Source organism: Mesorhizobium sp. LSJC280B00, from assembly GCF_000502835.1.
Lineage (GTDB): Bacteria > Pseudomonadota > Alphaproteobacteria > Rhizobiales > Rhizobiaceae > Mesorhizobium.
On the sequence record NZ_AYVL01000028.1, the window covers coordinates 15,841 to 37,058 of the forward strand.

At 63.5% G+C, this 21,218-nt stretch carries 18 protein-coding genes; 12 read left to right on the plus strand and 6 right to left on the minus strand.

Features of this window, described 5'->3' with window-relative positions; all coding sequences use genetic code 11:
• The first annotated feature begins 86 nt into the window (after positions 1-86).
• The 4 genes from X773_RS67365 to X773_RS67380 are packed head-to-tail and all read left to right on the plus strand — an operon-like array spanning position 87 to position 6,915.
• Positions 87-1,091, plus strand: a complete 1,005-nt coding sequence (locus X773_RS67365; RefSeq protein WP_023679494.1) for a MoxR family ATPase — start codon at positions 87-89, stop codon at positions 1,089-1,091.
• The gene (locus tag X773_RS67370) at positions 1,091-2,005 is read left to right on the plus strand and encodes a DUF58 domain-containing protein (RefSeq protein ID WP_023679495.1); all 915 of its coding nucleotides are present in this window, start codon (positions 1,091-1,093) and stop codon (positions 2,003-2,005) included. The genes X773_RS67365 and X773_RS67370 overlap by 1 nt, the downstream gene beginning before the upstream one ends.
• On the plus strand, positions 2,002-4,824 hold the full coding sequence (locus X773_RS67375) for a DUF4159 domain-containing protein (RefSeq protein WP_023679496.1): 2,823 nt from the start codon (positions 2,002-2,004) through the stop codon (positions 4,822-4,824). The genes X773_RS67370 and X773_RS67375 overlap by 4 nt, the downstream gene beginning before the upstream one ends.
• A 3-nt stretch (positions 4,825-4,827) precedes the next feature.
• Positions 4,828-6,915: a membrane protein gene (locus tag X773_RS67380; RefSeq protein WP_023679497.1), complete on the plus strand. Its 2,088-nt coding sequence runs from the start codon at positions 4,828-4,830 to the stop codon at positions 6,913-6,915.
• A gap of 172 nt (positions 6,916-7,087) precedes the next feature.
• On the opposite strand, the gene clpS is transcribed toward X773_RS67380, so the two are convergent.
• From clpS to X773_RS67395, 3 genes are all read right to left on the minus strand, one after another.
• Positions 7,088-7,393: an ATP-dependent Clp protease adapter ClpS gene (clpS, locus tag X773_RS67385; protein ID WP_023679498.1), complete on the minus strand. Its 306-nt coding sequence runs from the start codon at positions 7,391-7,393 to the stop codon at positions 7,088-7,090.
• A 258-nt stretch (positions 7,394-7,651) separates the two neighbouring features.
• Positions 7,652-7,867, minus strand: a complete 216-nt coding sequence (locus tag X773_RS67390; protein ID WP_023679499.1) for a hypothetical protein — start codon at positions 7,865-7,867, stop codon at positions 7,652-7,654.
• A 34-nt stretch (positions 7,868-7,901) separates the two neighbouring features.
• The gene (locus X773_RS67395; protein WP_023679500.1) at positions 7,902-8,246 is read right to left on the minus strand and encodes a hypothetical protein; all 345 of its coding nucleotides are present in this window, start codon (positions 8,244-8,246) and stop codon (positions 7,902-7,904) included.
• A gap of 237 nt (positions 8,247-8,483) precedes the next feature.
• Here X773_RS67395 and X773_RS67400 point away from each other — a divergent pair, with 237 nt between their 5' ends.
• Positions 8,484-9,200, plus strand: coding sequence for a response regulator transcription factor (locus tag X773_RS67400; RefSeq protein WP_023679501.1), 717 nt, complete (start codon positions 8,484-8,486; stop codon positions 9,198-9,200).
• Positions 9,197-10,606: an ATP-binding protein gene (locus X773_RS67405; protein WP_023679502.1), complete on the plus strand. Its 1,410-nt coding sequence runs from the start codon at positions 9,197-9,199 to the stop codon at positions 10,604-10,606. The genes X773_RS67400 and X773_RS67405 overlap by 4 nt, the downstream gene beginning before the upstream one ends.
• A 237-nt stretch (positions 10,607-10,843) precedes the next feature.
• Here the strand turns inward: X773_RS67405 and choV are convergent, their stop codons facing one another.
• From choV to X773_RS67420, 3 genes are all read right to left on the minus strand, one after another.
• Positions 10,844-12,025: a choline ABC transporter ATP-binding protein gene (gene choV / locus X773_RS67410; RefSeq protein WP_023679503.1), complete on the minus strand. Its 1,182-nt coding sequence runs from the start codon at positions 12,023-12,025 to the stop codon at positions 10,844-10,846.
• Positions 12,022-12,876, minus strand: coding sequence for a choline ABC transporter permease subunit (gene choW, locus X773_RS67415; protein ID WP_023679504.1), 855 nt, complete (start codon positions 12,874-12,876; stop codon positions 12,022-12,024). Before choW ends, choV begins: the two co-directional genes overlap by 4 nt.
• A 118-nt stretch (positions 12,877-12,994) precedes the next feature.
• Complete coding sequence (locus X773_RS67420) at positions 12,995-13,930, minus strand: choline ABC transporter substrate-binding protein (RefSeq protein WP_023679505.1); 936 nt, start codon at positions 13,928-13,930, stop codon at positions 12,995-12,997.
• A 238-nt stretch (positions 13,931-14,168) separates the two neighbouring features.
• Here X773_RS67420 and X773_RS67425 point away from each other — a divergent pair, with 238 nt between their 5' ends.
• The 6 genes from X773_RS67425 to X773_RS67450 all read left to right on the plus strand — a co-directional run bounded on the left by X773_RS67425 (position 14,169) and on the right by X773_RS67450 (position 21,214).
• Entirely contained in the window at positions 14,169-14,780 is a 612-nt protein-coding gene (locus tag X773_RS67425; protein ID WP_023679506.1) for a thymidine kinase, read from the plus strand.
• 127 nt (positions 14,781-14,907) lie between these two features.
• A complete protein-coding gene (locus tag X773_RS67430; RefSeq protein ID WP_023679507.1) occupies positions 14,908-15,297 on the plus strand; it encodes a cytochrome c family protein in 390 nt (129 codons plus the stop codon).
• A 215-nt stretch (positions 15,298-15,512) separates the two neighbouring features.
• Positions 15,513-16,601 (plus strand): hypothetical protein, encoded by a 1,089-nt coding sequence (locus X773_RS67435; protein WP_023679508.1) that lies wholly within the window; start codon positions 15,513-15,515, stop codon positions 16,599-16,601.
• A 35-nt stretch (positions 16,602-16,636) separates the two neighbouring features.
• The gene (locus X773_RS67440) at positions 16,637-17,782 is read left to right on the plus strand and encodes a hypothetical protein (protein ID WP_023679509.1); all 1,146 of its coding nucleotides are present in this window, start codon (positions 16,637-16,639) and stop codon (positions 17,780-17,782) included.
• A gap of 24 nt (positions 17,783-17,806) precedes the next feature.
• The gene (locus X773_RS67445) at positions 17,807-19,717 is read left to right on the plus strand and encodes an ATP-binding protein (RefSeq protein ID WP_023679510.1); all 1,911 of its coding nucleotides are present in this window, start codon (positions 17,807-17,809) and stop codon (positions 19,715-19,717) included.
• Between the two features lie 198 nt (positions 19,718-19,915).
• On the plus strand, positions 19,916-21,214 hold the full coding sequence (locus X773_RS67450) for a DUF6638 family protein (RefSeq protein ID WP_031212593.1): 1,299 nt from the start codon (positions 19,916-19,918) through the stop codon (positions 21,212-21,214).
• Positions 21,215-21,218 lie beyond the last annotated feature (4 nt).

The following is a 21,218-nucleotide window of genomic DNA, read 5'->3' on the forward strand; positions in this document are numbered from 1 at the left end:
GCAGGCGCCATGCGAGGCCGAATCGCGGCATTCTCTGCGGCACCAAGGTGCCAAGCGGAATTTCCAACCAGAAGGATCGATGCTGCATGAGCGTTATGATCAAGGAAAGCCCGATCAGCGAAAAGGACATGGTGGCGCAGGCCGAGAAAGCGCTGGCCGACATTTCGAGGGTCCGTGACGGCGTCGGCCGGGTCATTTTCGGCCAGGAAAGCGTCGTCGAGCGCACGCTCGTCGCATTGCTGGCCGGCGGCCATGCACTGCTGGTCGGCGTGCCCGGCCTCGCCAAGACCAAGCTGGTCGAAACGCTGGGCATCGTGCTCGGCCTCGATTCGCGCCGCATCCAGTTCACGCCCGACCTGATGCCATCGGACATTCTCGGCTCCGAGGTGATGGAGCAGGATGAATTCGGCAAGCGCTCCTTCCGCTTCATTTCCGGGCCGATCTTTGCGCAACTGCTGATGGCCGACGAGATCAACCGCGCCTCGCCACGCACCCAGTCGGCGCTGCTGCAGTCGATGCAGGAATACCACGTCACCATTGCCGGCGTGCGCCATGATCTGCCGTCACCGTTCCACGTCCTGGCGACGCAGAACCCGCTGGAGCAGGAAGGCACCTATCCGCTGCCGGAAGCGCAGCTCGACCGCTTCCTGATACAGGTCGATATCCTCTACCCCGAGATCGAGGCGGAGCGCCGCATCCTGCTGGAAACCACCGGTATCGAGGATGCCAAGGCTGAAAACGTGCTGCAGCCGGCGCGGCTGAAGGACATCCAGACGCTCATCCGCCGTATGCCGGTGCCGGAAAGCGTCGTCGAGGCGATCCTCAAGCTGGTGCGCTCAGCGCGCCCCGGCCAGGGCAACGCCGATACCGACAAGTACGTCGCCTGGGGCCCAGGCCCGCGCGCCAGCCAGGCGCTGACGCTGTGCACCCGCGCCCGCGCCCTCTATGACGGCCGGCTGGCGCCGTCGGTCGACGACGTCCGCGCGCTCGCCGAGCCGGTGCTGCAGCACCGCATGGCGCTGACCTTCGCCGCCCGCGCCGAGGGCACCACGGTTCGCGATGTTGTGGCGAAGCTCGCGAAAGGGATTTGATGGCGCGCATCGGTGAAGCGCAGGCACCGGCAGCGACGCGCGATGCGCTCGCCAGAGGCCGGTTGCGGGCTTCGTTGGTGCCGGACCTGCTGGTCGAGGCGCGCCGCATCGTCAACACGGTAATTGCCGGCTGGCATGGCCGCCGCAAGCGCGGTATCGGCGAGAATTTCTGGCAGTTCCGGCCCTATGTCGAAGGCGATTCCTCGCGCATTGACTGGCGCCGTTCCGCCCGCGACGATCACACCTATGTCCGCGACCGTGAATGGGAGGCCGCCCACACGGTGTGGCTTTGGGCCGATCCCTCGCCTTCCATGCTCTACAAATCGACCGGAGCCAGCGTTTCCAAGGAATCGCGCGCCCTGGTGCTGGCGCTGGCCATGGCCGAGCTTTTGTCGCGCAGCGGCGAGCGCATTGCCTGGCCGGGCCTGACCGACCCGTTCACCGCCCGCAATGGCGCCGAGCGCATCGCGGCGCAACTGATGCACGCCGCCGACCTGCCGGCAAAGCCCGACCTATCCGGCATTCGCCGGTTCTGCGACATCGTCCTCGTCAGCGATTTCCTCGACCCGGTCGAGGACACCATGGCGTGGCTGGACGTGCTCGCCCGCCACGGCGTGCGCGCCCATCTGGTCGAGGTCGCCGATCCGGCCGAGGAAAGCTTCCCCTATGCCGGGCGCACCGAATTCACCGATCCTGAGACCGGCGACAAGCTGACCGCCGGCCGCGCCGAAATGCTGGGCGAGGAATATCGCCTGCTTTATGCCGCCCGCCGCCAGGAACTGGCCGCCTGGTGCAAACGGCTTGGCTGGAGCTTTACCGTCAATCATACCGATCGCCTTGCCTCCGAGGCGCTGGTGCGCATCCACATGGCGATGACCGGCGAAGGCGCCTTTGCCGGGAGGGCCCGCGCATGAGTTGGCTGCCGCTCTCCTTCGGGGCGCCGATGGTGCTGTGGGGCCTGCTGGCGCTGCCGGTGATCTGGTGGCTTCTGCGGCTGACCCCGCCCAGGCCGCAAACCGAGGTGTTTCCGCCGCTCAGGATTCTCGCCCGCGTGCTGAGGCGCGAAGAAACGCCGCAGCAGAGCCCTTGGTGGCTGACGCTGCTCAGGCTGCTGATGGCCGCGCTTGTCGTGGCAGCACTTGCCGAACCGGTCTTCAATCCGCGCGAAAAGCTGCCGGCCGAGGGCGCTGCCCTGGCGCTGGTGATCGACAATGACTGGGCAAGTGCCGCCGACTGGGGCAAGCGGGTCGCCACCGCCGAGCGGCTGATCGCCGATGCCAATTCGAACGGCGTGCCGGTGCTCATCGCTTTCACCGCCGAGAAGCCGAATGCCGAGATCGGTCCCTTCGATGCCGCTGCCGCGCTCGACCGGCTGCGCGCGGCAAAGCCGCGGCCGATCCCGACCGACCGCCCCGCCGTCTATGCCCGCGTCGCTTCAGCCTTGGAGTCGCTGCCTGGCGCCAGCGTCGCGGTGCTCGCCGATGGCTTGGCGGCGCAAGGCGACGAAGCCGCCTTCAACACGTTGTTGTCGAAGAACGCGGCACGTGTTGTCTGGGCCGTCTCCGACCGGCTGTCGCTGACCGGCCTGACCGGCGCCGACAACCAGGTCGACGGCTTCGCCCTGACCGCCATCCGCGCACCGGGCGATCCGGCACCTGCACAGGTGACGGCCGGCGCCTTCGACGACAAGGGGCGCCGCATTGCCGACGCGACGCTGACCTTTGCCCCGGGCGGAACCACCGCCACCGGCACGGTGGCGGTGCCGTTCGAACTGCGTAACGACTTCGCCTACATCGCGCTCGATGGCGAGCGCCAGGCCGGTGCCGTCCGCGTGCTCGATGAGAGCTCAAAACGCCGCCGCGTCGGGCTGTTGTCGCAGGCCGAGGCCGACCAGGCGCAACCGCTGCTGTCGCCGCTCTACTACATCCGCCGCGCCCTGCAGCCGTTCGCCGATCTGGTCGAGCCGTCGAGCGTCGATCTCGCCGACGCCATCCCGCAACTGCTCGACCAGAAGCCGGCGATGATCCTCATGGCCGATGTCGGCACCATTCCGGAACAAGCGCGGCAAAGGCTGGTTGACTGGGTCGACAAGGGCGGCACGCTGGTGCGTTTTGCCGGTTCGCGGCTGGCCGCTGCCGGCAATGACGACGACCTGCTGCCAGTTCGGCTGCGCACGGGCGAACGATCGCTTGGCGGCGCGCTGTCATGGACGGCGCCGCAGCCGGTCACCGAATTCCCGAAAACCGGTCCCTTCGCCGACCTCGCGCCGCCCACCGAGGTCACCGTCACCAGGCAGGTGCTGGCCGAACCGACGCCCGACATCGTCGAGCGCACCTGGGCCACGCTTGCCGACGGTACGCCGCTGGTGACCGGGATGAAGAAGGACAAGGGCACCCTCGTACTGTTCCACGTCACCCCCGAGGCGACGTGGTCCAACCTGCCGATCTCCGGCAGCTTCGTCGAGATGCTGCGGCGCATCGTGCAATTGTCGCGCAACCAGGGCGCGGCTGTCGCCAATGCCGAGGCCGCCGCCACGTCGCTGGCACCCTATCGTATGATCGCCGCCGACGGCACGCTGGTGCCGCCGACGCCGGATGCCAGGCCGCTGGTGCCCGGCGCCGGCCCGCTGCCGGTGACGCTGGAAAACCCGCCCGGCCTCTACGGCTCCGAGACAGGAGTGTTCGCTCACAATCTGCTCGGCGGCGACAGCGCATTCAGGCCGCTGGCCCGGCCTGAAATCACGGTGCCGGTCACCACCATCCAGTATGCCTTCGACGAGCAGCACAACCTCAAAGGTCCGCTTGTCACGGCCGCCCTGGTGCTGATGGTGCTCGACACGCTTGCCGTATTCTGGATGGGCGGCCTGTTGTCGCGCCGGCCGCGCCGTGCCGGCGCTGCGGCGACGGCAGCCGTCCTGCTGATTGCGCTCGGCGCCTTGATTGGCCACGCGGACGTCGCGCGTGCCGACGACGCCAAACCGGGAGATACGGAGGCGATCGGGGACATTTCAAAGACCCGGATCGCCTACGTGCTGACCGGCGAGCCGGGTGTCGATTCGATCAGCCGCGCCGGGCTCGAAGGCCTGACCCGCTTTCTTATCGAAAAAACCGCGCTCGAACCCGGAGCACCGGCCGGCGTCGACATCTCGAAGGACGAACTTTCCTTCTATCCGCTGATCTACTGGCCGATCGATCCCTCGGCCCCGCTGCCCAGCGAGGCCGCCATCGCCCGCATCGACGCCTACATGCAGCAGGGCGGAACGGTCTTGTTCGACACCCGAGACCAGTTCGCCAATGGTATTGGTGCGGATTCGACCAGCCCGGCGACGGAGCGGCTGCGCGACATCCTCGGCAACCTCAACGTGCCACCGCTGGAGCCGGTGCCGTCGGACCACGTGCTGACCAAATCCTTCTACATCCTTCCGGAGTTTCCTGGCCGTTTTGCCGGCAGCCCGCTTTGGGTCGAGGCATCGCTCGAAGCCAGCAACACCGAGAACCGCCCGGTGCGCACCGGCGACGGCGTTTCGCCGATCATGATCACCGCCAATGATTTCGCCGGCGCTTGGGCCGTCGACGAGAATGGCGACCCGCTATTGCCGACGGTGCCTTCGGATCCGATGCAGCGCATCTATGCGCTGCGCGCCGGCGTCAACATCATGATGTATATGCTGACCGGCAACTACAAATCCGACCAGGTGCACGTCCCGGTGCTGCTCGAACGGTTGGGGCAATAGACCATGAACTGGTCGCTCGCCTTCGAACCGCTCATCACCTGGCCGCTGCTCGCCGTGGTTCCGGTGCCGCTGCTGCTGCTGTCCCTCGCCGGCCTTTGGTTTCGCCAGCGCGGCGCGGTCTTCCGCCTGGCAGCCCTGATTGCGCTGGCTGCGGCGCTGCTCAATCCGGTGTTCCTCGACGAAGAGCGCGAGCCGCTGAAAAGCATCGTCGCCGTCGTCGTCGATCGCAGCCAGAGCCAGGATATAGGCGACCGCACCAAGCAGACAGATGCGGCATTGGCCGGGCTTCAGCAGCGTCTCGGCCGCTTCAAGCAGTTCGACGTCCGTGTCGTCGAGGCCGGCAAGTCCGAAGCCGCCGACGAGCGCACCGAGACGCGGTTGTTTTCCTCGCTCGAAAATGCTTTCCGCGACGTGCCGCCATCGCGCATCGGCGGCGCCGTCATGATCACCGATGGCGAGGTGCATGACGCGCCGCTTGGCGCACCTGACTTCAATGCCCCGCTGCATGCGCTGATTACCGGCAACGAGCATGAGAAGGATCGCCGCATCCGCTTCGAGAATGCGCCGCGCTTCGGCCTCGTTGGCAAGCCGCTCGACATGACCTATCGCGTCATCGCCACCAACAACGAAACCGGCCCGGTCGATGTCCGCGTATCGGTCAACGGCGAGCAGGTATCGGTCGAGCACGCCAACATCGGCCAGGCGATGCCGCTGCAGGTGACCATTCCCAGCGCCGGGCGCAACATCGTCGAACTCGCCATCAACCACGAGCCGGGCGAACTCACCGACACCAACAACCGCGCCATCGCGCTGATCGACGGCATCCGCGAAAATCTGCGCGTGCTGCTTGTTTCCGGCGAACCGCATGCCGGCGAGCGCACCTGGCGCAATTTGCTGAAATCCGACGCTTCGGTCGACCTCGTGCACTTCACCATCCTGCGCCCGCCGGAAAAGCAGGACGGCACGCCGATCAACGAATTGTCGCTGATCGCCTTCCCGACGCGCGAGCTGTTCGTCGAGAAGATCAAGGATTTCGACCTGATCATCTTCGACCGCTATCAGCACCGCGACGTGCTGCCAATCCTCTATTACGACTACATCTCCGAGTATGTCGAAAAGGGCGGCGCGCTACTGATCGCGGCAGGCCCCGAATATGCCGGCGAAAGCTCGATCGCCCGCACGCCGCTGATGTCGGCGCTGCCGGCAATGCCGACCGGCGAGGTCATCGACAAGGCCTTCTATCCGCGCCTCACCGATACCGGCCAGCGTCATCCGGTAACGCGCGGGCTCGATGGCTCCGCGACCGAGCCGCCGCACTGGAGCCGCTGGTTCCGCACCATCGGCGTTGAGAACCCCGAGGGCGAGGTGGTGATGAAGGGCGCCGACAACCGGCCGCTGCTGCTGCTCGATCGCAAGGGCGAAGGCCGCGTCGGCATGCTTCTGTCCGACCAGGGCTGGCTGTGGGCGCGCGGCTTCGAGGGCGGTGGCCCCCACGTCCAACTCTACCGGCGCATCGCCCACTGGCTGATGAAGGAGCCCGAACTCGAGGAAGAGCGGCTGACCGCCGACGGCCGCGGCATGGTGCTGGAAATCCGCCGCCAGACGATGAGCGACGACCCCGGCCCGGCGCAAGTCATCACGCCGTCCGGCAAGGCACTGATCGTCAGGCTCGAGAAATCCGAACCAGGCGTCTTCCTCGGCAGCGTCGAGACCAGCGAAATCGGTCTCTATCAGGTCGGCAATGGCGACCTGACGGCATTGGCCCATGTCGGGCCGGTCAACGCGCCGGAATTCACCGACGTCGTCTCCACCGAGAACCGGCTCAAACCACCGGCTGAGGCAACCGGCGGCAGCGTTCGCCGGCTGGCGCCGGCCTCGGCACTTGGCACTCTCACCAGCACGGTCACGCTGCCCTCGATCGTTCCGGTCCGTTCCTCGGGCGCTGCCTCCGGCGATGACTGGATCGGCCTGCGCACCACCGACGACAGCGTACTCAAGGCCGTCTCGCGCGTGCCGCTGTTCGGCGGCTTCTTGGGGCTCGGCCTGCTGCTTCTGGCGATGGGCTCGATGTGGTACCGCGAAGGGCGGTAACGCGGTTTATCTTTCTCCCCTTGTGGGAGAAGGTGGATTGGCGCGCAGCGCCAAGACGGTTGAGGGGTGCTGGACGGAGTGCAGGTGATGCCAAGCTGGAACACCCCTCATCCGACCGAGCTTCGCTCGGCCACCTTCCCCCACAAGGGGAGAAGGAAGAAAGCGAGCCGCCCTACTCCTCCGGCTCCGTCGTGAACATCAGCGGGTAGCCCTTGGCCTTGCCGGCATCGGTTGCCCGCGCCGCCTTGGTCTCGGCGACATCCCTGGTGAAGACGGCGACAACGCAGACGCCGCGCCGGTGCGCGGTGATCATTATCCTATGCGCCTGGTCTTCGCTGAGCTTGAACTCGGCCTTCAGCACCGTCACGACAAACTCGCGCGGAGTGAAATCGTCATTGACCAGGATGACCTTGTAGAGCTTCGGCCGTTCGACCTTCGGCTTCGTGCTGGTACGGGGTTTTGTCGTGATTTCAGGCATTGGACCGGCAATTGCGTACGACAGCTTTGCGGTCATTTTGACATGGGCAAAAGCGGTCGTCCATTCAACCGCGCGCGATCGGCTTTCCCGGCAGGCGCAGTTCAAAAGTCCGTGCCTATGTGGGAACTGCCGTCTGGCGTTCAACGGGGGGTGTGGGCCGGGACTGGCCCTACTGTCTGCACGCAACAAAAAAGACGACCGCTCCAGGCAAATCGCAACTGGAGCGGTCTTCTCATAGGGTAGAAAGATGTCGCTTGATCAGGCCTTCGGAGTTGCCTTGACCGCGTGCTTCTTGTGCTTCTTGACGGTCTTCTTGGCAGCGACCTTCTTCACGGCCTTGGCCGGCGCAGCGGTCGTCGTTGTCGTCGCAGCCGCGGTGGTGGTCGCGGCATTGGCGCTGCTGGCGCCGAGAACCGGCATCGAGACGGCCAGCGCGATGGCGAGACCGAGGGCGGAGAGGAGGGACTTTTTCATGGCTTCACTTCCTTTTTGTGCAGATCGGATTGTGTCACTGAACGGGATCGATCGGTGTCACTCCAAGCAGCTTCAAAGCATTCGCGAGCATCCGGATTCCCTGTGCCTGTTTCTTGTTGGCGCAGAACCGGTTTCCCTTTCTTTGAAGTGCTTTCGCAGCGGTGACCTGCGTTGCCGCGGCATGGGTTTCGAGGGCTTCGTCAAACTGGCGGTTCAGATCGATGCAACGCTCGCTGCGGGTGGTCGCCACCTTTGCATCGGCCGCCTTTGCATTGGCCACCTTCGCATCGGCCAGTTTTGCATCGGCATGTTCGACCGCGGCCGTGACGAGCGAAATGGAAAGCAACGCACCCATCAGACTGATCGAGAACCTTTGCATTGGTCTGTCCGTAATCCCGTAACGCGTGTCGCAGCCGATGACCTGACCGCCACGGCACCACTTATGCCTTTGATTTTTTTCGGCAGTTTTTCCGGATTGTAGAATTTTGTTTCTGGATTGTTTCTGGGCAGCCCAGATCGGGCCGCCGATCTCCACTGGCCAACTTATGGCCTGAATTCTATCGTCTGGCTGACGGCCGAAGCAGCGCTTGGGCGATCCACAAATGACAGGTTCCCTGTGAAATCCGACCCCCACATACTGATCGTCGACGACGACAAGGGCATTCGCGACCTCCTTCAGGAATTTTTCCAGAAGCGAGGGCTGCATACATCAGTCGCCGCCGACGGCACCGAGATGGAGACCATCCTGCGCCGCGCCCAGGTCGACCTGATCGTCCTGGACGTCATGCTGCCCGGCAAGAGCGGGCTGGAGCTCTGCCGCGAGTTGCGCGCCAATTATTCGACGCCGATCATCATGCTGACCGCGGTTACCGAAACTACCGACCGGGTGGTTGGGCTGGAGATGGGCGCCGACGACTACGTGCCGAAACCCTTCGATCCGCGCGAGCTGCTCGCACGCATTCGTGCCGTCTTGAGACGCAATGGCGCCGCCGAACCGCGACGCGCCGCCTCGCGGCAGATCTACCATTTCGCCGGCTGGACGATGGACTGTTCGCGCCGCGGGCTGATGGCGCCCGGCGACGTCAGGATCGAGCTGACGATGGCCGAATTCAATCTCCTGCAGACCTTCGTCAAGAGCGCGCAGCGCGTACTGAGCCGCGAGCAGCTGATCGAGCTGTCCGGCGGCGACAGCGGCTACAGCTTCGACCGCAGCGTCGACATTCTGGTCAGCCGGCTGCGGCGCAAGATGGAGGACGACCCGAAAACGCCGAAGCTGATCCTGACCGTGCGCAGCGGCGGCTACCAGTTCCTGCCTGAGACGACCTCCGAATGAGACGCATCCTGCCGCAAACGCTGCCGGTCTGGGTGCTGCTCATCGTCATCGCCGGCCTGCTGATCAGCCAGATCGCGACCCTTTACATCGTTTCGCGCGACCGTGCCGCCGCCAATGACGTCGTCGATCTCTACCGGCTGAACGACCGCGCCTTCTCGCTGGTGCAGCTGATGCATGATGCTACGCCGGAACAGCGCAAGGCGACGGCCTCCGGCCTGTTCAACGCCACTTATGCGCTCACCGTCTCCGACACGCCCGCCGTTACTTCGTCGATAGCCGGCGACGACGAACTGGCCGAATTGGAAGACATATTGGTCGGTCGGCTATCGAAGTTCGGCATCACCGACGCGCGGGTCCGCCGCGACCCGGCAACGCACGAAGCCGACGCTCCCGGTGGGACGGTCGCCGGTCCCGATATCGGCCAGGTCGAGCGCGACCTGCTGGTGCTGGCGGCCGATTTCGCCCAGAGCGACAAGCTGACCGCTTCGCTTCGCTTTGCCGACGGCCAATGGCTGAACTTCACCGAGCCGAACACACCGGCCGGACCGATACTGAGCTTCGATAGCCTGCCGCTCTATGCCTTGATCGCCGGGCTGGTGGTGGCTTCCTCGATCTGGTCGCTGCGCCGGCTGACGGCGCCCTACCGGATGATGGAGACCGCGGTGAAGCGGATCGGCGAGGACCTGAAAAGCCCGCCGATCGCCGAGAGCGGCAGCCGCGAGGTGCGTACCGCGGCAAAGGCGGTCAATGCCATGCAGGCGAGGCTGCGCGCCTACGTCGAGGACCGCGAGCATCTTGCGGCCGCACTGGCGCACGACCTGCGCACGCCGCTGACCAGGATGCGGCTGCGCCTCGAACTGCTGAGGAATTCGTCCGTGCGCGCCGCACTGGCGCACGACCTCGCCGACATCGAAGGCATTGCCAGCTCGGTCATCGACTTCGCCACTTTCGAGGTGACCGAGGAGAAGAGCGAGAGGATCGATTTCTGGTCGCTGGTAGAATCGATCGCCGACGGCTTCGACGAGGTCTCCTTCGACAATGAGGACGCGCGCTCGCGCGGCCTGATCTGCGTCGCGCGGCCGGTCGCGCTACGGCGCTGTGTCACCAACCTCGTCCAGAACGCGGTGACCTATGGCAAGAGGGCGCATCTCAGCCTGCGTCAATCAGGCAAGACAATCACGCTGGCGATCCATGACGAGGGTCCGGGCATACCGCAAGCCGAGCTCGACGCCGTGTTCGGCTCGTTCGTGCGCCTGGAACAGTCGCGCAACCGTCAGACCGGCGGCCTCGGCCTCGGCTTGACCATCGCCCGCAACATCGCCCGTAGCGCCGGCGGCGAAGTCAGCCTGTCCAACCATCCCGATGGCGGCCTGATGACGGAGCTGCGCCTGCCGCTGGCGGTTTAGCTTGCGGTATCGGGCTAAGCCGGCGTTCCTTCGCGCCCCCTCTGTTCTGCTGGACACCTCCTCCACAGGTGGGGAGATTGGCCGTCGTCGCCGATTTGGCCAATTACAAACGTTGGAATGTGAGAGCCGTCCTCGAAACCGCCGATCTCCCCCCAAGTGGGAGAGATGTCCGACAGGACAGAGGGGCGCGCGACAGAACTCGGCGTTTGGTCTTGGTTCTCTCCCCAAGGAGAAAAACTATCTTCGCAGTACCGCGCTCAGCACATCCCTGACGCCGATGGCGCCGACGAAGCGCGACTGGTCGTCGAACAGCGCCACCGGTGCGGTCTGCGAGCGATGCATAGCCAGCATCACGGTCTTCAGCGAGGTGCCGGGATTGGCCCAGAATACCTGAGCCGTCTCCTCCGGCTGGGCTTCGACATCGGCGCAGGACACCCAGACCGCCGGCTTGCCGTCGCGCTCGGCCGCCGCCACCAGCCCATGCTCGTCGATCTTGAAACGCGTCGTCCTGCGCCGGTCGAGCCACACCCAGCCGTTCTCGCCGTGTTCGAGGTCGCGGCGGTCGCGCATGACGTTCCACGCGGTCAGCACCGAGAGCGGGTTCACATTGGCGATGAAGTCGCGGACATAGTCGTTGGCGGGCCGCAGCACGATGTCTTCCGGCGCGCCGGTTTGCACGATGCGCCCGCCTTCCATGATGGTGATATGGGTGCCGATCTTCAGCGCCTCCTCGAGGTCGTGGCTGACGAAAATGATGGTCTTCTTCAGCTCGGCCTGGAGCTGCAGCAACTCGTCCTGCAGCTTGGTCCGGATCAGCGGATCGAGCGCCGAGAACGGCTCGTCCATGAGCAGGATCGGCGCCTCGGTGGCAAAGGCGCGCGCCAGGCCGACGCGCTGCTGCATGCCGCCGGAAAGCTCATGCGCGTATTTCTTCGACCACTGGTCGAGATGAACCAGCTTCAGTTGCCTGTTCACCCGCTCCTTGCGCTCGGCTTCGGGTACGCCGGCGAGCTCGAGGCCAAGGCCGACATTCTCCTCCACCGTGCGCCACGGCAGCAGGCCGAACTGCTGGAACACCATCGCCACCTGCTTCTGCCGCAGCCGCCGAAGCGTCGCCTCGTCGCAGGTGACGACGTCGACCGTACCGTCGCCGTCCTTGACCAGCACCTGGCCGCGCGAGACGACGTTCAGCCGGTTGACGGCTCTGAGCAGCGTCGATTTGCCGGAGCCGGAAAGCCCCATCAGCACCGAGATCTCGCCCTCGTTCACGGTGAGGCTGGCGCCGGCGCAGCCCAGCACGTTGCCGGTCTGTTCGAGGATCTCGGCGCGGGTGGCGCCGCTGTCGATCAGCGCCAGCGAGCCGGCCTGGTCGGCGCCGAAGACGATGTCGACATTCCTGAAATCGACGGCGACGGTCATTTCTTGCCTCCCACGCCGATGCGCGTCATCCGGTCGAGCACGATGGCGAGCACGACGATCGCCAGCCCTGCCTCAAGCCCGAGGTCGATTTTCCTGGAACCCAACGCGCGGTTGATCTCGGTGCCGAGGCCGCCGGCGCCGATGAGAGCGGCGAACACCACCATCGACAGCGACAGCATGATCGACTGGGTCAAGCCGGCCATGATGGTGGGCAGCGCCGAAGGCAATTCGACCTTCCACAGCAGCTGGCGCCTGGTGGCACCGAAGGCCTCGCCGGCCTCGATGATCGATTTCGGCACCGAGGTGACGCCGAGATGGGTGAGACGGACCGAGGTCGGGATGACGAAGATGATGGTGACGATCAGGCCGGGCGCGTTGCCGAGCCCGAACAATGTCAGCACCGGGATCAGGTAGACGAAGGTCGGTAGCGTCTGCATCAGGTCGAGCACCGGCAGCATGATGCGGTAGACCTTCGGCTTGTGCGCGGCCCAGATGCCGAGCGGCACGCCGATGGCCATCGAGGTGGCGGCGGCGGCAACCACCAGCACCAGCGTCTCCACCGTCTGCTTCCACAGGTTCTGGTTGAGGATGAACAGCAGTCCGAGGAAGACGGCCAATGCCAGCCCCTTCGAACGCTGCAGGGCATAGGCGAGCAATGCGATCAGCGCGATGAGCAGGACGGGCGGCAACAGAAGAAGTCCGTCGACCATCCCGTCGAGCAGGAAATTTAGACCATTGGAAAAGGCCCTCAAGACGGTGTTGAAATTGTCGGTGAGGAAGGTGAAAAACGCCTTCCCCCATGCCCCGATGGGAATCTTGTAACTGACCAGGAATTTGGAGATCGGATCCATCTAGCCCCTCTTCTGCCGGCGCCGTCCTTCGCCGGACGGTCATCTTGTCACAGGATATGAAAAAGGGCAGCCATTTCTACCGTGGCTGCCCCTTGTCTCGTCATGCCAGATGGTCGGGTCAGCTTCCGAGCGCCGTTTTCACCGCAGCCGCCGCATCGCCGCCGTCGAAGGTGGTGACGCCGGCGATCCAGGGAGCGACCGCGTCCGGGTGCTTCTTCAGCCAGTCGGTCGCGACCGTATTGGCGTCGCCGCCCTTCAGGATCGCGTCCATCATCTCGCCTTCCATGTCCAGGTTGAACTTCAGATTGGCGATGAACTTGCCGGCGTTCGGGCATTCGCTCATGTAGCCCTTGCGTACATTGGTATGCACGGTGGCAGCACCAAAGCCGCTATCTCCCATCCCCTCGAGATAGGTGATCTTCATGGCGCCCATCACCGGATGCGGCGTCCAGCCGAGGAAGGCGATCCATTCATTGTTCTTCATCGACTGGTCGGCCTGGGTGAGCATGCCGGCCTCGGAAGATTCGACCAGTTCGAAGCCTTCGAGATTGGTCTTCGGATCCTTGATCATGTCGAGGATGATGCGGTTGCCGTCATTGCCGGCCTCGATGCCGTAGATCTTGCCGTCGAACTTGTCCTTGAACTTGCCGAGATCGGTCAGCGTCTTGACACCGGCATCGGCGACATAGGTCGGAACGACGATGCCGTAGCCGGCACCGCTGAGATTTTCGCTGACGGTCTCGACCGAGCCTTCGGCGGCATAGTCCTTGATGTCGTTGGTCATCGACGGCATCCAGTTTCCGAGGAACACGTCGAGATCTTTGTTCTTCAGGGACGCATAGGTCACCGGCACCGAAAGCTGGATCACCTGCGGCTCGTAGCCGAGCGCCGTGAGCAGCACCGAGGCGACGCCGGTGGTCGCCTGGATGTCGGTCCAGCCGACATCGGACAGACGCACCGTCTTGCAGCTTTCCGGATCGCCGGCGAAGGCCCCAGTCGTGGATAGAAAAGCCGCCAGGCCGAGGCCGGCGACGAATGAACTCATACGCGACATGAAAATTCTCCCATTTTCAGTTCTCGGTGAAGCGAAGCGACGGTTTTATCTCCGCCTTTGTTCTGTCAGCCAAACATCATTCTGCTGCGGTTTCAAGCACTAAGGCAATCACGAACAACGGCGCAGGCTGGCCGATCAGCGACACGCCCGCCGCTTTCCGGATGGAAGTCGCCTTTTCCCGGTGGAATGTAGGCGCTCCCCCTCCCCGCTTTGTTGCAACTCGGCTTAAAAGGACGGCATGGCCAAGCTGTACTTCCATTATGCGACGATGAATGCCGGCAAGACGACGATGCTGTTGCAGGCCTCGTATAATTACCGCGAGCGCGGCATGACGACGATGCTGTTCATCGCCGGCCACTACCGCAAGGGCGATACCGGGCTGATCTCGTCGCGCATCGGCCTGGAGACGGAAGCCGAGATGTTCCGCGACGGCGACGATCTGTTTGCCCGGGTCGCCGAGCATCACGACCACGCCACGGTCCATTGCGTCTTCGTCGATGAGGCGCAGTTCCTCGAAGAGGAGCAGGTCTGGCAACTCGCCCGCATCGCCGACCGGCTGAACATCCCGGTCATGTGCTACGGCCTGCGCACCGATTTCCAAGGCAAGCTGTTTTCCGGATCGCGCACCCTGCTGGCAATCGCCGACGACCTGCGCGAGGTGCGCACCATCTGCCGTTGCGGCCGCAAGGCGACGATGGTGGTGCGCCTCGGCGCCGACGGCAAGGTGGCGAAACAGGGCGAACAGGTGGCGATCGGCAAGGATGTCTATGTCTCGCTCTGCCGCCGCCATTGGGAAGAAGAAATGGGCCGCGCCGTGCCCGACGATTTCATCGGCTTCACCAAAACCTGACCAGCGCTATTGCTTTCATCCGACCTCCCGGCCGACATTCGTTCACCAATCGCGCCATCGTGCGGCGCTTGTTTAAGGCCTGCTTGCTATTTCAGAACCTCTCAGCCAGAGCCGTCGGGGAGTTCCCATGCTTCGAGCCATTTCGTCTGCCGCTGCTTTCCTCATCGCCGGCGCTCTTGCCGCGCATGCCGACGGCGATGCCGCTCTCGGCAAGAAAGTCTTCAACAGATGCATGGCCTGTCATGAGGCCACGAGCGACCACGACAAGGTCGGCCCGCATCTGCTGGGTGTCGTCGGCCGCACCGCCGGCACCGCGGACAGTTATCTCAGCCGCTACTCGCAGGGGATGAAGGACGCCGGCGCCGCCGGCCTGGTCTGGGACGAAGCAAACCTCGCCGAATACCTGCGGGCGCCGCGGCAGAAGGTCCCCGGCAACAAAATGGCCTTCTCCGGCCTGACCAGCGACGACGACATCGCCAATGTCATCGCCTACCTCAAGGCCGATCCCAAGCCCTGAGCGTCGCTCCCGACCTAAAGTCCAGCCGCGGTTGAAGCGGTGTCTGACCGGACGGCAGTTACACCGTAATCATTGCCTGACTATCCTGCGGTCGGCCTCCTGAAATTCTTTTGTTTTCCTGTAATCCCATGTCTTCCGTCTTTCATTCGCCAAACCCGGCACATATATTCGCGGCGGTTTGCGAAACGAAACCGATGCCGAAGCGGGAGGCCCCAATGGCGACATTGCAGAATTTCGATGCCGAGATTGCCAAGACCAAGCAGGTCGTAGAGGACATGCGCACCAAGATCGAGCAGTCCGGTACTGTGCTCGACACGCTCGCCACCGCCGACAAGAAGATCGGCGACGCCAATTTCGACATCGAGAATGCCCGCATTGAGGATGTGCTGAAGCAGCAGAAGGTGATGGAAGGCAATATCGCCGACCTGATTATCGGCCTCGAGGACGCCACCAACGTCTTCGGCGCCGAATTCGAGAGCATGAAGAACTACACCGGCTGGGAAAATTTCGTCGGTGTCTTCTCCAGCCAGCGCAAGCAGCGCCTGCGCACCGACCGCGTCCGCAACATGTCGCTGGCCGGCAATCTGCAGGAGCTGCTGGCGAAATCCGACACCATCGTCGGCATCCTCAAGGCGCAGAAGCAGGTTCTCGACACGCGCTACAAGACCTCCGAGGCCAGCCTGTCGCAGGTGATCGAGCGCCGCAAGACCACCATGTCCAATCTCGAGACCGTGCAGAAGCGCATCGAGGAGCTCAACCCGATGCTGCTCGACATCGAGAACAAGATCGCCGCCTCGACCAGCCAGAAGGTGCGCACGCAGCTGGAAGGCGAACGCTCGAAACTGGCCACGGAATACAACGAGAAGCAGGCCAAGGAGCAGGAATTGCTGGCCGAAAGCCAGACGCTGGAGCGCTACACCTCGATGTTCCAGACCTTCGTCGATTCGCTCAACAACCAGATCGCGGCGCAATCGACGCTGATCAACAAGCTGACCATCGATACCGAGCAGCGCATCGTTCTGTACAAGGCGCTGGAAGATTCGCTGAAGACCGCCGCCCAACAGGATGTCGCCCACAAGATCAACACGCTGGGCAGCCAGGTCGACAACACCGCCGAAGAGACCATGGCCGGCATTGGTGCCGCCTCGCAAAAGCACATCGGCGATCTGCTTGAAATGCACGAGAAGAACATGGTCGCCACCGCCGACATCCAGCGCCGCAAGAAGCTCGCCGACGATGCCTTCGCCCGCCGCTTCGACGATGTGATGAAGAAGCACAATTCGGCAAATTACGTGCAATCGTAATTGCTGCACGTGCACTGCTCCCAAGGGCTGGCAGCATGACCCCCGAAAACGAAGCTGCGGCGCGCTATTTCTCGGCGATCACGGCGGCACTTGGCGGCCTCGAAGTGTTCATGCGCGACGATCGCTCGCCGCTCTATCGGCACGGCATCGTCGCCAAGGTCGTCGCCGAATATATTGCGCGGCTCGACAAGTCGTTCTCGTGCTGGCGCAACCGGCTGGGCTTCACCGAGACGTTCCGCATCTCGCGCGCCGAAAGCGGTTTTCCGGTCTTCCAGAACCTGCTCGAGTTGGAGAACGACCGGCTCCAGGCCGATGCGCGCCTCGCCAACCTTCCGCTGGCCGATGAGCTGCGCGAGGAAATGGCGGACTTCATCCTGCGCCACAAGGAATTTCCCGAAGCGCTGCAGAAGTCGATGGCCGAGCGGCTTTACCTCGAGGACGTCAAGAGCGAGACCACCTTCGGCCCGTTCACGCTGGCCCAGACGGTCAAGGTGTCGGTCAATCCGAAGACGTTGCGCCCCTATTATCTGGTCCACTGGGCCTGCTTCGACGGCAGCGCCAACCTGCCGCTTGTGTATATGGTGACGGTCGAGGATTCCTCGGACGACATGATCCGGCAGCTTGTCGACTCCAGTGGCAAACTTAATGAGAGGGTCGACATTCCGCTGCCGGTCGACGGCTTGCTCAATCCCGAGCTTGCCCACCGTTTCGACGATTTCACCGAGAAGAATTCCGCCTACGCGCTGTCGCCGGCGACCATCGCGGTCAACCTCGACAAGGATTTCGAGCCGCTGCATCCCAAGCAACTGCGTCGCGTCGTGCTCGGCCCGTTCTATTCTGCAGGGATTACCGACAACAATTCGACGGTGAGCGAAGTGCTGGCCAAGGTGCGCAAGCCGGAAAACGCCTGGCTGCTGACCTGGACCATCCAGGAGGTCTTTTCCAAGGCCGAAAAGCCAGGCCGCAAGGGGCTGTTTTCGAGCGAAAAGACGACGCAGGAATTCTTCATCAATACCGACGATCTCGAGGCCGCGCGGCAAGGCGTGTCGAGCTATGAGAACCATGCGTTGATTCCGCACGAGGCCTATCAGGCGCTCTATGCCGCCGGCGAGGCGCAGAAGATCTTTTCGGGCTACAAGGTCCACATCCTGTCCAAAGGGCAGGTCATCAGCGACGTCTGACCATCAAATCGCGGAGCATCCTCCATGGACACCGGCCTGACCACCATCCCGGAAGCGGCAATTGAAAAGCACCGTGCCACTGCGCAAAGTTTCATCACTCGCATCGTCGTGCTGGAGGACCCATCGCGCGAGTCCGGCACCGCGCTTGCCGGCACCAACCGCCGCTTCGTCTCTACCGTCTCGGTCGGCTCGGTGCGCCGCACGCGCGAGGTCGAGCTCTCCAAAACCGTCGCCGCCGTCCATTCCGACGACCAGTTGCTGACTATCCCGCAGCACACGCTGTTGTTTCGCGCCCGGCGCGGCACAGCGATAGCGCTGGCCATATCGGATGTCTTCGCCGAGGGCTCGGACCTCGAAAGTCTGCAGGCGAAAAACGCCCGCGCGCCGCTCGAAGGCGATGAAGCTGCCACCTTCAAGAAGCTGCTGTCGGCCTCTGCCTACATCTCCGCCTTCAGCCTTGCCTCCTATTTGTTCCAGCTGATCGACAGCGACGGCGAGGCGCCGAACGACACGCCCGAGCCGGACTTTCTGTTCGACACGCCACAGGATGCGGTGAAGTCGATCGTGGCCGGGCTCGACAGGGCGATAGCGGGTTCGAAGGACGATGCCGACCTGATGACCCGCGCCCGCGCCTTTGCCCGCGTCGCCATCGACGGGCTGTTGGCGCGAAAGGGCCGCTTCGACGGCATCGGTCCGTTCGAGAACGCGCATATCCGCATCGACGTCGACGATTTTACCCTTGACGGCTTCGACGTCGCGCCGGGTAAGCGGGCAAAGCCGCTGGTGATGACCTTCAAAAAACCGGAAGAGGTCGTCGGCAACCACATCGCCAAATACCAGTCGGTCAAGCTTGCCAAGATGCTGATGGCCTATGACTTCGAGCGCGAGCTGAACCCGTTCGTCGAGCTCGGCGGCTTCCTGTTCACTTTTATCGGCGATGGCGCGCCCGGCACCGGCAAGACAACCTTGATCCAGATGATCGCCGGTCTTCTCAATGGTTATTGCCAGGTCGCCGGTTATCCCTTCGCCTACGAGAATTTCGGCGTCGACCAGATCTCCTCCTACCAGGGCAAGTCCGGCCAGAACTGCCGCCAGTTCATCAACAATGTGCTGAACCCGCGCGTCATCGGCTTCGGCACCATCGACGATATCGACCAGGTGGCGGCACGCCGGTCCGACGACCGCGCCTCGGCCGGCCAGCAGGAAATCACCGGCGTCCTGATGGACGCCTTTGGAGGTGCGGCGACCGTGGTGCGCGGCAACTGCTCGTTCGGCATGTTCTCCAACTATCCCGAAAACGTCGACGACGCGCTACGCCAGCGCGCCGGCGCGCGCTGGCTGGTCGACGGCCCGCAGAGCCGCGACGACTACATCGACATCTTCGTTCTGCTCGCCGGCAAGAACCACAAGATCCCGCTCGGCGACCACAAGCTCTATGTGGCGCAAGAGATCCAGCGCGCGGTGATGGAAGCTTACGAGGAGCATGAGAAGCCACAGGAAGACGGGTTGATGAAGGTCTATGAGCGCTACATGAAGGAGAATGGCGCGCCAAAGACGATGGCCGACATCGGCACTTATCTGCATATGATCAAGGATGCCGAGCCGCGCTTTACCGGTCGCGCCATCAAGAACGTCACCGATGCCATCAAGATGCGCGCCATGGACATCGAATTGCCGGACGAGTGGTTCGAAAAGCCGGAAGCCTTCATGCACAAGGGTTACGACGACAAGAAAGCCATGATCGAGGAGCTGCGCGGGCCATTCTCGATGGACATGGTCATGCAGGAGATCAACCGCTACGCGGATTCCGAGTTCCGCTATTCCGACAAGTCCGATGATGCGGCGGTGACCAAGATGATCCGCGACACCCGTCTGCGGGAGCGTGCCGTCCGCGAGATCGAGGATATGAAGAAAAAGGGGCTGTGGAATGCGTGAGATGCGCCGACGCCCCCTTCTCCCCTTGTGGGAGAAGGGGTCGCCGAAGGCGACGGATGAGGGGTATTCGTCAAGCTGGAACACCCCTCATCCGACCGAGCTTCGCTCGGCCACCTTCTCCCACAAGGGGAGAAGGAGCGTTCGCGCCCCTCATCCGCCCTTCGGGCACCTTCTCCCCGTGAACGGGGAGAAGGAATAATGGCTAAGAAACCCGATCTGTTGCGCGACAACGAGCTGATCTACGGCCGGCTGCTGACGATCGACGAGCCGCACCTGATCCAGCGCTACAACAAGGCGATGGTCGCGTTCGGCTTGAAGCCGACCAAGTTGAAAAGCTTCGAGATCGATCGCACTGGCTTCTCGCCGCAGGTCGCCGAGGAATGCGGCGACTACAGCTACCTCGATCCGAACGAGGTCAACCGTCGCTTCATCATCCTGACGCCGTCGCAGATCGACCTGCCGGTGGTGCACACGGCGTTCTCCAACACTTCGCTGCTGATGTACGAGTTCATGTCCAAGAACCAGCGCGCCATCGATGCGCTGACGATCAAGGACGTCATCTACGGCGAGATCGAGGATTCGGTCCCCAAGGTCGACGACATCGAGGACCTGCTGTCGATCAATCAGGTCGAATTCAAGGTGCTGTCGGCCGAGGATGTGCTCGGCAAGGCCGCTGAACTCGGCAAGCTGGTCGACCGGCTGAAGCAGGAACCGGATGCCTGGCGCGACAACGCCATGCTTGCCCACATGGTCGAGCTGGCGAAGATCTGCGGCGACATCCGCGAGAATGCGCTGGTGCCGGACCAGGTGATCTTCCGCCACAATGCCTATTGGACCAGCCATTTCGGCGGACTTTATGTGTTCGTCGATCCCGACGTGACGACGGTGATCAGCGACCCGGCAGCGCCGGGCTTCCGCCGCTCGCGGCCATGGCAGGTGAGCTACCTTTCGATCCACGACGCCGACAAGGTATTCAAGTTCCTCGCCTCGACCGGCCGCCTCGAGTTGCCGCGCGCCTCATGGATCGAAACCTCCGGTTATCTCGAGCATCGCGCCGAAATGGTGGTGCGCGCGCTGATCCGCGACGCCGATCCCGACCGCAATCTGACCGACGTCGACAAGGTCTGGCTGCAGACCTGGATCCACGGCCATACCGATCTGATCACCAGGGACGGCAATTTTCCCTTCCTCAACGCCGCCAAGCGCGAGATCGCCCAGCTCGGCCATCTCAAGATCGAGGACGTGTTCCCGCAGCAGCGCTTCCTGGTCATCCGCGCCAAGCCGGACCATCCCGACGCCTGGCTGACCAACCAGCTGATCTCGGACTTCGTGCCGCAGGACTTCGTTTCGCGTTACGTCTTCAACAAGCCGGGCTTCTACAGGGACTATGAAGGCTTCAGCGACGCCTGGCGATCGCATGTTGTGGACGTTCTGAAAACCACATATCTGAAGGACAAGGTGGCGTTTCGCACACGCCTCTACGGCTTGACTGACTGAGGGG